Genomic DNA, 14,537 nt, shown 5'->3' with positions numbered 1-14,537 from the left:
TCTTTTTTTGGTATCCTTTTAGGGGTCATTAGTCTTAAAAACTCTTTAAAAACGGATAACCATGAAAATTATGCATCAAGTCAAGGATTTTTTAGATTTTTGCAAGCAAACGATCCACAAAAATTCTAATGAAGCGTTTCAAAAAACCAAGCGAGTGCTTTTTAAAGAAAAATCTCAAAAAATTAGGGAGCAAGCGGTTAAAATCGTGGAAAAACGCTTGAAAAAAGAGGGCATGCAATTGAGCGATTTTAATGAAGAAGAATTAAAAATCATGTTTGAAGCGGAAGAAAAAAGGTTGTTAGAGCAAATCCACGCTAAAGAATTGAAAGAAAAACAAGAAAAAACCACCAAGCATTTTAAAGAAGTTTGGGGAAAGGGCGACAATGAACAAGAAAAATAGCGTAATTTCTGGTTTAATGAATTTTTTTAGCGAAAAGAATGAGCGCTGGCTCTTAGCCCACAGGCACACGAGAGGGTTTGTGATCGTGGCATGGCTTTTTAGGTTTAAAAGCATTGCGTTTTCTATTTTGATCACTCTGTTGGTTATTTTAGTGGATATTTGGGTGTATAGCGATGTGCGCCAGTTTTTATTGGACACTTCTAGCTCTTTTATTTGGCTTTTAATCGCTTTACTAATCAAGTGGGGCGTGATCATTATAAGCGCACGTAAATGCTACCAATTCAGCCAAAAAATGTTTGCGTTAATCCAAAGAAAAAGGCAAATCAGAGAGAATTTAAAAAACCGCTCCACTCGCAAAGACACTAAAAATTTTGAAAAACTCTCCAATATCGCTGAAGAAATCATTTCAAAAAAACAAGAAGAATTACAGAGCAAAGAAACCCCAGAGGGTAAGCATGATGGAGAGAGACTCTCTAGCGTTACTGAAGAAATCATTTCAAAAAAACTAGAAGAATTGAAAGCTAAGAATAATAAGGGCAGTTGAAAGGGTGTGGGACGCTCTGTCTTAGCAAATTGATCTTAGTGGCGTCGTTTTTGATAGTGGATTTAGAGGGGTTTTCGCCTTCTATTTATACCGACAAGACGGAGCATCCCACGATTGGCTATGGCTATAATTTGAGCGTTTATTCTTATGAGGGTAAATGTATCACCAAAGCGTATGGGCTTTTAACTGACATATTAAAAGAGAATCATAAGGCCCTCCTCTCTTATGGGTGGTATAAAAATTTGGACGCAATGAGATTTTGAAATTGGGGGGTTGCGAAAAACATTGTAAGAAAAAATACACGATAGAAAAGGTGATCAAAGAGGTGGGGCTTGAGCTCAAATCAAAGTCAGTCATGCCGTATTTTTTCAACGAATACGATCTGACCAAAAACGCCAACAGAGAAGAGCCTGAGAGGTTGAGAAGCCAAATAATATCTATTTTGATGAAAACCCCTAAGGGGCGAGAGATTTTGAAAGAATATTTGAACGAGGGCTGTATTTTGCTTGGGGAATAAGGAGGGGTGTCATGCTAAAGAATTTCAAAAAGGCCTTTTTTTAGGGCTTTGTGCTTGGGTGCGTTGTGTTTATTGGGGGAGTGGTGTAGTAATTTAGGGAGGCTTTAAAAAAGCAAGGGAGCGGAAATGTTAAAAAGTAAGGGCTTGATGCGAGTAGGCCAAAAATCATGTTAAAACACCCAGTCTTAACTTTTGTAAAGGAATGGATTTGAGAAACAATCTTAAAATTTTGCTTTCTTTTTCTCTCTCTCTCTCTAAAAAGCCAAGTGGTAGCGTTTGGGTTGTTAAAACGCTCTTGAAAGGGTGAGCATGGAATTTGTTTCTATCGTTTGGTTGCTCATAGTCAATATTCTGATTTTTATTCTCATGCTGGTGGATAAAAATTGAGCAAAAAATGTGGCGTATTCCTGAAAAAGCTTTGTGGGTTTTATCGCTCCTTGGCGGGTCTGTCGGGTTTTTGGTCGCTATGGTTGTGTCCCGCCATAAGATCTTAAAGCTTAAGTTTAAATACGGCGTTTCGCTCATTTGCTTGATAGAGAGCGCGATCCTTTACTTTGTCAGCAAGGATCTTTTTTGGATAGTAGCGCTAACGATATTCTCACTATCTTTGATACTGGTAGCGCTTAAGATCTTCCTCCTTAAAGACAACCCTAACAAACGCTTCAAAAACAACAAGAGGGATAAAAGATAATGTCTTATTTTTTTAAAATCATTCTGGGCACAAGCGTGATCGTTAGGGTGTTGTTGGGCTTATGGCGTTGGACTTACGATAAGTCCTGTTTCTCGTTGGTCTTTGTGCTGCTGATACTAGGGATTGTCGCTTACAGCTATATTTCTTTAAAAATGCATCAGAGGAAGTGCTTCGCCAAGTGTTTCGTGAATAGCGAATCCTTCTTATCCAAGATGCTACACTCCCCAATAATGGTGTCTTGCTTTTATTTTATTTTTTCAATTTTTACATCCATATCCATCGCTTATAGCGTGCTGGACTATAATTGGATGATGTGGGGGGATTGTTTTTTGCACTATCGTTGTTTGCGCTGCGGTGTTTGGCGTGTTTGAAAAAATGCTCAAGAGTATCATCAAAGAAGATTATTTGATGCTGATGTCTAGAGAAGTGAGCGCTCTTGTGGGGGCTCTTTTCTTCATTGGCTTGAGTTGCTATGTGATCTATCATGGCAACATGCCCGATTATTTGAAACCAGCTTTGATAGACACTATTAAGGCAGCGAGTGATTCCATCTATTCCATCTGCGACTACATGGATTATTTTTTGAAGGCTAGAAAGATGTTAGAGGGGTTTGCTTGGTGGGGCATGTTCAAAGCGGAGAGCATGGGCATAAATAAGGGATTTATGGTTGCGGGCTGGGTAGCGTTTATCATCTATAACGCTCTTAGCGGGATAGCCATCAGCAGGCTGAGCGCTCAAATCATTTATTGTTTATCAAAATGTATTAGGGGTGAGTGTGGAAAATGATGTTAAAGAAGATCTAGAGCAAGCAAGACCAAAGCTAGAACTAAAAAAGCAAAAGCAAGAGCTAGAAAAGCTAACACAAGAAAAAGAATGTCCAGATAGCAAGGAACAAGAAGAAATCAAAAAACAAAAGAGATATAGCTATATTTTTTGGGGATGTCTTATTGTTTTATTTGTCGTCTATTTTAGCGTCAAATTCTTTGCGTATAGCGAACCCAGTCAGGAGGCAAAAGCAGACAAACCAAAAAAACTCTTTAAGTATGTTGAAAAATTTTTACCTACCGATATTATAAAAGATAATATTGATAGCCATCAAGCAGAGATCAACGCCGCTCTCAATAGTGGCATAGAGGAAATGAATGGCAAGATAAACACTCAAATAGATGGGTTTTTTGATCAAGTAGAAAACAATGTGGATAAGTTCTTGGACTGGCATTATTCTATCAAGGGGGATTATAGCGAGCTTGCCCTTTTTGCAGCTAAAAAGACCGGCTTGAGTGCCGAAGATGCGGTGGCTAATGTGTTGCAGGAAAAACTTTTAGGGAAAGATTACAAGCAAAGATTGGACGCTATAACCAAGAAGCTTTCTAAAACTTATGGGAGTTTGTTAAACCAAAACGAAAAATTTGTGAGTGAGACCGCTCTAAAAGGAGTGGATACCGATCTTTCTCAAAACGCAAAAATTTTAGACACTCTTGGCGATGGAGTGGCAAGGAAATTGAAAGCCAATTTTACAGGAGCAATAGGGGCAACGGCTGGCGTGAGTGGCTTGGCTATTGCGGCAAAGTTAACCCCAAAGCTTGTGGCAAAAATTGGCGCTAAACTCGGGGCGAAAGTAGGGGGTAAATTCCTCGCAAAGATTGGCACAACTTTGAGCGGTTCTTGGACTTGCGGGCCTTTCGCTCCTGCTTGCACTATTACACTTTGGTTTGGAAGCGATGCGGCGATCAATTTTATTGATGAACGGCTCCACAGAGACAAATTCAAAAAAGAAATTTTGAACAACATCAATGAAGTGAAGGAAAACCTCAAAAACAGCTACAAACAGCAATTTAACGATAGCTTTATTAAGATCAGCCAAGAACTTCAAGAGAGTTACAAAAACGCTCCTGTGGTGGAGAAAAAAACCATCAAAGAACATATAGGCGACCTCAAACAAACCCCAGAAGAGGACAACCAAAAGAACAATCAATAAAAAAAGGATAGATCTTTTAAAAACGGCATGAAGCGTTCGGGCATGGGAGAAGCGATTTTATAGATCGCCCCTTTAAATTCAAATTCTAAACTAGCGGCATGGAGCATGAGGGTTGGGGCGTTATTTTCACGCTTTAATTGAAGGTATTCTCTCGCTTCTTCATCAGCCACCCCATAAAGCCCCTCGCCCACGATCCTGTGATTTATACTGCTTAAATGCAAGCGGATCTGGTGCGTGCGCCCGGTGAGTGGGGTGATTTTGAGTAAGCTTATATCCAAAAAAGGGTTATAACTTAAAGGCTCAACAAGCGTGATTGAAGGCTTGCCTAAAGGAGAAATTTGAGATCGAATGTGCAAGTCTTTTTGAATGTTTTCTGGCGTTAGAATGGGCTTATCTATTATGATACTTTTATCCACCAACCCATGCGCTAGCGCCAAATAAGTTTTTTTTACTTTTTTTTGCATGAAAAGCGCTTTTAAATCCTTAACGCTTTGTAAGGTTTTACCCGCCAAAACCAACCCGCTCGTTTCATAATCTAGCCTGTGGGCTGGGTGGGCGTTTTTGCTAAAATGCGATTGGATGCAATCTAATAAGCTTTCATGGTAAAAATAGCCTTTAGGGTGGGTATAGACTTGAGCGGGTTTGTCAAACACGCCAAAATCTTTAGTCTCAAAAACAAGCTTTTCTTGTTTTTCATTAGGCTTGAAATAAATCAAGCGAACGACCCCTTGAATCATTTGAGATTTACGCACGGCTTGTTGGTTTTGTTTTAAGCGTTGCTTGTCAAGGTGCCGTTGGGCTTCTTTTAAAGAGCATTTTAAAACATCGCGCACCAAAAACAAGGCTTTGGTGGGTTTTAAAATTTCAAATTCTTCTTCAACAAAAGGCACTACAACAAACTTTTAACAAACATTTTAGGCTCATTAGAACACTCATCTAATTCCACGCTAAAAAGCACGCTCACCTTTTCGCCCGCTTTCAAAAACCGATCAGCGTTAAAATAAATAGCCTCTTTAACGCATTCTTTATCCTTAAAACGCAGAATTTGGTGGCTTTCTTTAATGATTTTTTCTTCTATGACTTCTAAATTTTTTGCTTGGAATAGGGGTTCAGGGTTTTCTTGCCCATAAGGTTCGCCCGCTTCTATAATCTCTAAAAGCTCTCTGTCAATGTCTTTTAATTTGAGCGTTAAAGGGGGTTCTTCTTCACAAAAAGGCAAGACTTTAAAATCAAAATTTTCTAAAGTTTCAAAGAGCGAGACGATATTGTTTTTTCCAACGCTCAACCCGCACGCTTGCCTATGCCCTCCATAGCCGAGTAATAAAGAAGAAACCCCATTCAAAGCGTCAATCAAGTCAATATTTGGAGAGCTACGAGCGCTCCCCTTATACACCCCTTCTTTAAAGGTAAAAACCAGGCTTGGCTTTTGAGTGGCTTCCACTAATTTTGAAGCCACAATCCCCAGCACGCCCTCATGCCAATTATCCTTAAAAGCGATGATGATTTTTTCTCCAACCATCGCATGCTTAAAGGCTTCTTCAAAAACCTGCTGTTGGATCATTTTACGTTTCAAATTGCATGCTTTCAAGCGTTCATACAAAGAATAGCCATCTTGAAAATTATTCGCGCTTAAAAAATCTAAAGCCATTTTAGCGTCTTGCATGCGCCCTGCGGAGTTGATTAAGGGGGCGATATTAAAAGAAATATCGCTCGCTTTTAAAGAGCGTTTTCTAAAAACTTCTCTTTGGCGTAAAAACCCCATCGCCCCTAAGGATTCTTTTTGCAAAAAATACAAGGCTTTAGAAACTAAAAAGCGGTTAAAAAAAGTCAAAGGCATCATATCAGCGATAGTCGCCACGCCCGCTAAACACAACAATTCACTAGAATGGCTTTTTTCTTTTCCTAAAAGCTTGTGGATTCCATAGCACAAATAAAACGCCACCAACGCCCCGCACACTTCCTTTTGGATAAAATCACAATCCGGTTGCTTGGGGTTGATCACCGCATAAGCGTCTGGGACTTCATCATTATTTAAGCAATGGTGATCCGTAATGATAAGGGTGTAATTTTTTTCTTTGCAAAATCGCGCGGCTTCAAAGGCGTTAATCCCGTTATCCACCGTGATGATTAAAGGGGCGTGGTGTTTTTCTAAAAATTTTTTAGAAATCCCATAGCCATCCATGAAGCGATTAGGGATTGCAATGCGAACATGCTTATAGTTCAGGCTTTCAAAAAATTTTGCCATGATAGCAGAGCTAATCACGCCGTCAGCGTCATAATCGCCCACCACTAAAATTTCTGTGTTTGCGCGCATGGCTTCTATGATTTTGAGTGCGGCTTTTTTCAAGTCTTTAAATAAAAAGGGGCTAGGAAACCCTTTTTCATTATAAGCGATAGAAGCCACTCGCTCTTTGATTTGAGCTTTAAGCTTTTGTTTCATTTGTTAGATTAGGATTTAGAAAGAGCGCTCTTAATGAAATCCAAAATAATAGGGTTAGGGCTTTGCAACCTAGAGGTAAATTCCGGGTGGAATTGCACCCCCACAAAGAACGGATGATCTTCTAACTCAATCGCTTCAATCAAATGATTCGCTCCAAAACCCACCACTTTCAAGCCCTTATTTTCCCACTCTTGGCGGTATTTGGGGTTGATTTCATAACGATGGCGGTGCCTTTCTTTAATGCTAGGCTTTTTATAAGCTTTTTCTAGCAAGCTGTTGGGCATGATTTCGCATTCGTATTCGCCTAATCGCATGGTGCCACCCAATGGCGAATTATAGGTGCGCACCTGTTTTTGGTGGTTTTGATCCATAAAATCTTCAATCAAATACACCACAGGGTATTCGCAGCGTTGGTTAAACTCCGTAGAGTTAGCCCCTTTCAAGCCTAAAACATTGCGGCAAAACTCCACGATCGCTAATTGCATGCCCAAACAAATCCCTAAAAAGGGGAGTTTTTCTAACCTAGTCCTTTGAATGGCGCAAATTTTGCCCTCAATCCCCCTTTCTCCAAAGCCCCCAGGCACTAAAATTGCATCAACGCCTTCTAAATCCGTCTTTTCATTAAAATTCTCGCTATCCAGCCATTCAATATTGACTTGCGTATCCAAATGCGCCCCCGCATGGATTAGGGCTTCAATTAAGGATTTATAAGATTCTTTTAAGCTTAAATACTTGCCCACAAAACCAATTTTGACTTTGTGTTTAGGAGCGATAATCTTTTCTACTAAAGTGTTCCAAGCCGCCATTTTGGGGTGCAACTTATTCAAATTAAAGCGTCTGGCAATGGGGGTTAAAATGCCTTCTTGCAAGAAAAGAATAGGGCATGCGTAAATGCTTTTAGTGTCTGTGGCTACAATCACGCTGTCTTGCTCCACATCGCAACTCAAAGCGATTTTCTTTTTCAATTCTTTATCCAAAGGCTTAGGCGATCGCGCCAAAATAATTTGAGGGGTTACGCCAAGACGCCGTAATTCTTGGACGGAGTGTTGCGTGGGTTTGGTTTTTAATTCGTTAGTGGTTTGGATATAGGGGATCAAGGTTACATGCACATTGATGACTTTTTCATTCCCTAATTCCAATTTAAGCTGGCGGATCGCTTCCAAATAAAACATGCCCTCCATATCGCCCACGGTTCCGCCCACTTCCACGATTAAAAAATCCAACCCCTTAGCCGCGCTTTTAATGCGTCTTTTGATTTCATCGGTTACATGGGGGACGATTTGAATGGTTTTGCCTAAATATTCCCCTTTCCTTTCGTTTTCTATCACGCTTGAAAAAATCTGCCCGGTAGTGAAATTATTCAACCTTGTTAAATTCCTGTTCAAAAAGCGTTCATAATGCCCGATGTCTAAATCCGTTTCAGCACCATCGCTAGTTACAAACACTTCCCCATGCTCTAAAGGGCTCATGGTGCCTGGATCAATATTGATATAAGGGTCAATCTTCAAAATAGAAACCTGGTAATTGCAATGCTGCAAAAGCGTAGCGATTGAAGAAGATGAAATCCCTTTCCCTAGAGAGCTTAACACGCCCCCTGTAACGAATATAAATTTGGCTCTATCCATAAGTTATTGCGTTCCTTTAATTTTTGCTTCTTAAATTGTAGTCTAAAAAGGGTTAAAAAGCTTTAAAAAAGGGCAAAAATTAAAGCGATTTCAAAAAAAAAAAAACAATTTCAGTTTCTTATTAACTAGGTTTGATTAAAATAAAAAGCTTTTATGTGTTTAAACTTCATTGTCTTAAATTTTTTAAGAGCGATTTTAAAGTTCGTTGGCGTATAATATAAGTTTTGAATTAACTACTAGTAAGGGTTTTAAATAATGGCTGAAAATTCTTTCAAAAATGTTTCCACACAACCCAAAGTATTTTTCTTATTACCAGTTAAAACCCTGTTTCTTTTAGGGGGTATTTTTAGCGCATTTTTTATCCTTATTGCTGGCTTGGTTTTTTTTGATTATACTAATTCAATGGACCATGCGATTTTTAGCTTGATGCGTTCAAATTCTTCTAACTCTATTTTAGATCAAACGCTCCAACGCATTGTTTTTTTAGGCTCTTCTCAATTCGTGTTGCCTTTGAGTTTGTTAGTGGGGGTGTTTTTAAGCCTTTATCGCAGAAATTTAGCGCTTGGGGTGTGGTTTGTGTTAAGCGTGGTTATATTTGAAGCCCTTTTAGAATCTTTAAAACACCTTTTTACACACTCCATTCAATGGCTTTCGCACAGTGCTAATTTCCCTAGCGCTATTGCGCTTTCTTTAGCCCTTTTTTATGGGTTGCTTGTTTTATTAATACCCCATTTGATCACGCATCAAATATTTCAAAACATTCTTTCTTATAGTTTGCTTGGTTTGATTTTTTTAATAGGCTTAGCGCTGATTGTTTTAGGGGTGTCTTTTAGCAGTGTTTTAGGAGGGTTTTGTTTAGGGGCGTTAGGGGCTTGTTTTTCCATAGGGATTTATTTGAGCGTGTTCCAAAAGATCTAAGCGAACGGCTTAAAAGAATGAAAATTTTATCAAGGTTTTAATATTGGATTTAAAGGTATTATTGCAACGGATTGTTGATTTTTTCATCAAGCTCAATAAAAAGCAAAAAATCGCCCTGATCGCAGCGGGGGTTTTGATCACCGCCTTGCTTGTGTTTTTATTGCTCTATCCTTTTAAAGAAAAAGACTACGCGCAAGGAGGTTATGGGGTTTTATTTGAAGGCTTAGACTCTAGCGATAACGCTTTAATCTTGCAGCACCTCCAGCAAAACCAAATCCCTTATAAAGTCTCCAAAGACGACACCATTCTTATCCCTAAAGATAAAGTGTATGAAGAAAGGATCACTCTGGCTTCTCAAGGGATCCCTAAAACGAGTAAAGTGGGCTTTGAAATCTTTGACACTAAAGACTTTGGGGCGACTGATTTTGATCAAAATATCAAACTCATTCGCGCCATTGAGGGGGAATTGTCGCGCACGATTGAAAGTTTAAACCCTATTTTGAAAGCCAATGTGCATATTGCAATCCCTAAAGACAGCGTGTTCGTGGCTAAAGAAGTCCCTCCTAGCGCTTCGGTGATGCTTAAACTCAAGCCCGACATGAAGCTTTCACCCACTCAAATTTTAGGGATTAAAAATTTAATCGCTGCAGCTGTGCCTAAACTCACGATAGAAAATGTGAAAATCGTGAATGAAAACGGCGAATCAATAGGCGAAGGCGATATATTAGAAAACTCCAAAGAATTAGCCCTAGAGCAATTGCACTACAAACAAAATTTTGAAAACATTTTAGAAAATAAGATCGTCAATATCTTAGCCCCTATTGTGGGGGGTAAAAACAAGGTGGTCGCAAGGGTTAATGCGGAGTTTGATTTCAGCCAAAAGAAAAGCACCAAAGAGACTTTTGACCCAAATAATGTCGTAAGGAGTGAGCAAAATTTAGAAGAAAAAAAAGAAGGCGCTTCTAAAAAACAAGTCGGCGGTGTGCCGGGGGTTGTGAGCAATATCGGGCCTGTGCAAGGATTGAAAGACAATAAAGAGCCAGAAAAATACGAAAAGTCTCAAAACACGACCAATTATGAAGTGGGTAAAACCATTAGCGAGATTAAGGGCGAGTTTGGCACTTTAGTGCGTTTGAATGCGGCGGTTGTGGTGGATGGCAGGTATAAAATCGCGCTTAAAGACGGGGCAAACGCTTTAGAATACGAGCCTTTGAGCGATGAATCGCTTCAAAAAATCAACGCTCTAGTGAAACAAGCCATTGGCTATAACCAAAATAGAGGCGATGATGTGGCGGTGAGCAATTTTGAGTTTAACCCTATGGCACCCATGCTTGATAACGCCACTTTGAGCGAAAAAATCATGCACAAAACTCAAAAAATCTTAGGCTCATTCACGCCTTTAATCAAGTATGTTTTGGTGTTTATAGTGCTGTTTATTTTCTATAAAAAAGTGATTGTGCCTTTCAGCGAACGCATGCTGGAAGTGGTGCCTGATGAAGATAAGGAAGTGAAATCCATGTTTGAAGAAATGGATGAAGAAGAAGATGAATTGAACAAACTCGGCGATTTGAGGAAAAAAGTAGAAGATCAATTAGGGCTTAATGCAACCTTTAGCGAAGAAGAAGTAAGATACGAAATTATTTTAGAAAAGATTAGAGGGACCCTTAAAGAGCGTCCTGATGAAATCGCCACGCTCTTTAAACTCCTAATCAAAGATGAAATCTCTTCAGACAGCGCGAAAGGTTAAAAGATAGAAGGTTAAAAATGGCAACCAAGCTTACCCCCAAACAAAAGGCTCAATTAGACGAACTTTCCATGAGTGAAAAAATCGCTATTTTACTCATTCAAGTGGGCGAAGACACCACAGGCGAGATTTTAAGGCATTTAGACATTGACTCTATTACAGAGATTTCTAAGCAAATCGTGCAATTAAACGGCACAGACAAGCAAATCGGTGCGGCGGTTTTAGAGGAATTTTTTGCGATTTTTCAGTCTAACCAATACATCAATACCGGCGGTTTAGAATATGCTAGAGAGCTTTTAACCAGGACTTTAGGGAGCGAAGAAGCCAGAAAAGTGATGGACAAACTCACTAAAAGTTTGCAAACGCAAAAAAACTTCGCTTATTTAGGCAAAATCAAGCCCCAACAACTCGCTGATTTCATCATTAACGAACACCCTCAAACCATTGCCTTGATTTTAGCCCACATGGAAGCCCCTAATGCGGCTGAGACTTTGAGCTATTTCCCTGATGAAATGAAAGCTGAGATTTCTATTAGAATGGCGAATTTAGGCGAAATATCGCCCCAAGTGGTTAAAAGGGTTTCCACGGTGTTAGAAAACAAACTAGAATCGCTCACTAGCTATAAAATTGAAGTGGGTGGTTTAAGAGCGGTGGCTGAAATCTTTAACCGCTTAGGCCAAAAGAGCGCTAAAACCACGCTCGCTCGCATTGAAAGCGTGGATAACAAGCTCGCCGGCGCGATTAAAGAAATGATGTTCACTTTTGAAGACATTGTGAAATTGGACAATTTCGCTATCAGAGAGATTTTAAAAGTAGCGGATAAAAAAGACTTGTCTTTAGCCTTAAAAACTTCCACGAAGGATTTAACCGATAAATTCTTAAACAACATGAGCAGTAGGGCTGCAGAGCAGTTTGTAGAAGAAATGCAATATTTAGGGGCGGTCAAAATCAAAGATGTGGATGTGGCTCAAAGGAAAATCATTGAAATCGTGCAGAGCTTGCAAGAAAAAGGCGTGATCCAAACCGGTGAAGAGGAAGATGTCATTGAATAGCCGCAAAAACTTGATCCAAAAAGACCATTTGAATAAGCATGACATTCAAAAATACGAATTTAAGAGCATGGCAAATTTACCCCCTAAAACTAATCCTAATGGCATGTCTTTAGAAACGCCTAACCCAGAAGAGCCTTTGGAAAAAAAAGCGATAGAAAACGATTTGATTGATTGTTTATTGAAAAAAACCGATGAGCTTTCAAGCCATTTGGTGAAATTGCAAATGCAATTTGAAAAAGCCCAAGAAGAGAGCAAAGCTTTGATTGAAAACGCTAAAAACGACGGCTATAAAATCGGCTTTAAAGAGGGCGAAGAAAAAATGCGTAACGAGCTCACCCACAGCGTGAATGAAGAAAAGAACCAGCTTTTGCATGCAATCACGGCTTTAGATGAAAAAATGAAAAGCTCAGAAAATCATTTAACGGCTTTAGAAAAGGAGTTGAGCGCGATTGCGATAGATATAGCTAAAGAAGTGATCCTTAAAGAAGTGGAAGACAACAGCCAAAAAGTGGCCCTTGCTTTGGCTGAAGAGCTTTTAAAAAACGTTTTAGACGCAACGGATATTCATTTAAAAGTCAATCCCTTGGATTACCCTTATTTAAACGAGCGTTTGCAAAACGCTTCTAAAATCAAATTAGAGAGCAATGAGGCTATTTCTAAAGGAGGCGTTATGATCACTAGCTCTAACGGGAGCCTTGATGGGAATTTAATGGAGCGCTTTAAAACGCTCAAAGAAAGCGTGTTGGAAAATTTTAAGGTGTGATTTTGCAAAATAAAACTTTTGATTTAAACCCTAATGATATTGCAGGCTTGGAGTTGGTGTGTCAAACGCTAAGGAATCGTATTTTAGAAGTGGTGAGCGCTAATGGGGGGCATTTAAGCTCTTCTTTAGGGGCTGTGGAGCTGATTGTAAGCATGCATGCCTTATTTGATTGCCAGAAAAACCCTTTTATTTTTGACACTTCGCACCAAGCTTACGCCCATAAGCTCTTAACCGGGCGTTTTGAAAGCTTTAGCACTCTAAGGCAATTCAAGGGTTTGAGCGGCTTTACTAAACCCAGCGAGAGCGCATACGATTATTTCATCGCCGGGCATAGCTCCACTTCGGTGTCTATAGGCGTGGGGGTGGCTAAAGCTTTTTGTTTGAAACAAGCGCTAGGCATGCCTATAGCTTTATTAGGCGATGGGAGTATTAGTGCAGGGATTTTTTATGAAGCCTTAAACGAACTAGGCGATAGGAAATACCCCATGATCATGATTTTGAACGATAATGAAATGAGTATCAGCACGCCTATTGGAGCCTTATCCAAAGCCCTTAGCCAGCTGATGAAAGGCCCGTTTTATCAGTCTTTCCGCTCTAAAGTCAAAAAAATTTTAAGCACCTTACCTGAAAGCGTGAATTACTTAGCGAGTCGTTTTGAAGAATCTTTTAAGCTCATCACCCCGGGCGTGTTTTTTGAAGAATTGGGCATTAATTATATAGGGCCTATTAATGGGCATGATTTAGGTGCGATTATTGAAACCTTGAAATTAGCCAAAGAGCTTAAAGAACCGGTGCTAATCCATGCGCAAACCTTAAAAGGTAAAGGCTATAAGATCGCTGAAGGGCGCTATGAAAAATGGCATGGGGTGGGGCCTTTTGATTTGGATACCGGCTTGTCTAAAAAATCCAAAAGCGCGATTCTATCGCCCACTGAAGCGTATTCTAACACCCTTTTAGAATTAGCCAAAAAAGATGAAAAAATCGTAGGCGTAACCGCGGCGATGCCTAGCGGCACAGGGTTAGACAAACTCATTGACGCTTACCCTTTGCGCTTTTTTGATGTCGCTATCGCTGAACAACACGCCTTAACTTCCAGCAGCGCTATGGCTAAAGAGGGGTTTAAACCTTTTGTGAGTATCTATTCTACTTTTTTGCAAAGGGCTTATGATTCCATTGTGCATGACGCTTGCATTTCTAGCCTACCGATTAAATTGGCCATTGACAGGGCTGGGATTGTGGGCGAAGATGGCGAGACGCACCAAGGGCTTTTAGACGTGTCGTATTTGCGCTCTATCCCTAACATGGTTATTTTTGCCCCACGAGACAATGAGACTTTAAAAAACGCCGTGTATTTTGCTAATGAATACGATTCAAGCCCTTGCGCGTTCCGCTACCCTAGAGGGTCGTTTGCGTTAAAAGAGGGGGTTTTTGAGCCTAGCGGTTTTGTTTTAGGGCAAAGCGAATTGTTGAAAAAAGAGGGCGAAATTTTACTCATAGGCTATGGTAATGGTGTGGGGCGGGCGCATTTGGTCCAACTGGCTTTAAAAGAAAAAAACATTGAGTGCGCGCTTTTGGATTTGAGATTCCTTAAACCTTTAGATCCAAATTTAAGCGCGATCGTTGCCCCTTATCAAAAGCTCTATGTTTTTAGCGATAATTACAAGCTTGGGGGGGTGGCTAGCGCGATTTTAGAATTTTTGAGCGAACAAAATATTTTAAAGCCTGTTAAAAGCTTTGAAATCATGGATGAATTTATCATGCATGGGAACACCGCTTTAGTGGAAAAATCCTTAGGTTTAGATACAGAGAGTTTGACTGACGCTATTTTAAAAGATTTAGGACAAGAGAGATGAAAGAAAAGACGC

General features: G+C 39.8%; 13 protein-coding genes and 2 pseudogenes. 12 read left to right on the top strand and 3 right to left on the bottom strand.

Features of this window, described 5'->3' with window-relative positions; translation table 11 throughout:
* The first annotated feature begins 61 nt into the window (after positions 1-61).
* The 7 genes and pseudogenes from AYS37_RS05020 (at position 62) to AYS37_RS04985 (ending at position 4,130) form a co-directional block, all read left to right on the top strand.
* A complete protein-coding gene (locus AYS37_RS05020) occupies positions 62-400 on the top strand; it encodes a hypothetical protein (protein ID WP_000699903.1) in 339 nt (112 codons plus the stop codon).
* Positions 384-944, top strand: a complete 561-nt coding sequence (locus tag AYS37_RS05015; RefSeq protein ID WP_001035876.1) for a hypothetical protein — start codon at positions 384-386, stop codon at positions 942-944. Before AYS37_RS05020 ends, AYS37_RS05015 begins: the two co-directional genes overlap by 17 nt.
* Entirely contained in the window at positions 941-1,207 is a 267-nt protein-coding gene (locus AYS37_RS05010) for a lysozyme family protein (protein WP_001874675.1), read from the top strand. The genes AYS37_RS05015 and AYS37_RS05010 overlap by 4 nt, the downstream gene beginning before the upstream one ends.
* Before the next feature lie 2 nt (positions 1,208-1,209).
* The gene (locus tag AYS37_RS05005; RefSeq protein ID WP_001874674.1) at positions 1,210-1,461 is read left to right on the top strand and encodes a hypothetical protein; all 252 of its coding nucleotides are present in this window, start codon (positions 1,210-1,212) and stop codon (positions 1,459-1,461) included.
* 309 nt (positions 1,462-1,770) lie between these two features.
* A pseudogene (locus tag AYS37_RS08240) lies at positions 1,771-2,152 on the top strand (DUF1294 domain-containing protein).
* Positions 2,152-2,938 (top strand): annotated as a pseudogene (locus AYS37_RS08515) (hypothetical protein). Before AYS37_RS08240 ends, AYS37_RS08515 begins: the two co-directional pseudogenes overlap by 1 nt.
* Entirely contained in the window at positions 2,928-4,130 is a 1,203-nt protein-coding gene (locus tag AYS37_RS04985; protein ID WP_000426622.1) for a hypothetical protein, read from the top strand. The pseudogene AYS37_RS08515 and the gene AYS37_RS04985 overlap by 11 nt, the downstream one beginning before the upstream one ends.
* Here AYS37_RS04985 and AYS37_RS04980 read toward each other — a convergent pair.
* From AYS37_RS04980 to pyrG, 3 genes are read right to left on the bottom strand one after another with little or no spacing between them, the layout of a single operon-like run.
* Complete coding sequence (locus AYS37_RS04980; RefSeq protein ID WP_001117196.1) at positions 4,124-5,020, bottom strand: RluA family pseudouridine synthase; 897 nt, start codon at positions 5,018-5,020, stop codon at positions 4,124-4,126. The two genes, AYS37_RS04985 and AYS37_RS04980, sit on opposite strands and share 7 nt — an antisense overlap.
* Positions 5,020-6,570: a single-stranded-DNA-specific exonuclease RecJ gene (recJ, locus tag AYS37_RS04975; protein ID WP_000810748.1), complete on the bottom strand. Its 1,551-nt coding sequence runs from the start codon at positions 6,568-6,570 to the stop codon at positions 5,020-5,022. The genes AYS37_RS04980 and recJ overlap by 1 nt, the downstream gene beginning before the upstream one ends.
* A gap of 8 nt (positions 6,571-6,578) precedes the next feature.
* Positions 6,579-8,195 (bottom strand): glutamine hydrolyzing CTP synthase, encoded by a 1,617-nt coding sequence (pyrG, locus tag AYS37_RS04970; protein ID WP_000373194.1) that lies wholly within the window; start codon positions 8,193-8,195, stop codon positions 6,579-6,581.
* Between the two features lie 255 nt (positions 8,196-8,450).
* Here pyrG and AYS37_RS04965 point away from each other — a divergent pair, with 255 nt between their 5' ends.
* The 5 genes from AYS37_RS04965 to dxs are packed head-to-tail and all read left to right on the top strand — an operon-like array spanning position 8,451 to position 14,525.
* Positions 8,451-9,113 carry a phosphatase PAP2 family protein gene (locus AYS37_RS04965; protein ID WP_000829928.1) on the top strand — a complete coding sequence of 221 codons (663 nt, stop codon included), beginning with the start codon at positions 8,451-8,453 and terminating at the stop codon, positions 9,111-9,113.
* A 43-nt stretch (positions 9,114-9,156) separates the two neighbouring features.
* The gene (fliF, locus tag AYS37_RS04960; protein WP_000364687.1) at positions 9,157-10,860 is read left to right on the top strand and encodes a flagellar basal-body MS-ring/collar protein FliF; all 1,704 of its coding nucleotides are present in this window, start codon (positions 9,157-9,159) and stop codon (positions 10,858-10,860) included.
* A 17-nt stretch (positions 10,861-10,877) separates the two neighbouring features.
* Complete coding sequence (gene fliG / locus AYS37_RS04955) at positions 10,878-11,909, top strand: flagellar motor switch protein FliG (RefSeq protein ID WP_000201863.1); 1,032 nt, start codon at positions 10,878-10,880, stop codon at positions 11,907-11,909.
* Positions 11,896-12,672, top strand: coding sequence for a flagellar assembly protein FliH (gene fliH, locus AYS37_RS04950; RefSeq protein WP_000056274.1), 777 nt, complete (start codon positions 11,896-11,898; stop codon positions 12,670-12,672). The genes fliG and fliH overlap by 14 nt, the downstream gene beginning before the upstream one ends.
* Positions 12,673-12,674: 2 nt before the next feature.
* Positions 12,675-14,525: a 1-deoxy-D-xylulose-5-phosphate synthase gene (gene dxs / locus AYS37_RS04945; protein ID WP_001874670.1), complete on the top strand. Its 1,851-nt coding sequence runs from the start codon at positions 12,675-12,677 to the stop codon at positions 14,523-14,525.
* The last annotated feature ends 12 nt before the right edge of the window (positions 14,526-14,537 follow it).

It is taken from the genome of Helicobacter pylori NQ4053, from assembly GCF_000274605.1.
GTDB classification, from domain to species: domain Bacteria; phylum Campylobacterota; class Campylobacteria; order Campylobacterales; family Helicobacteraceae; genus Helicobacter; species Helicobacter pylori_CV.
This window is presented reverse-complemented; position numbering and strand designations above follow the sequence as displayed.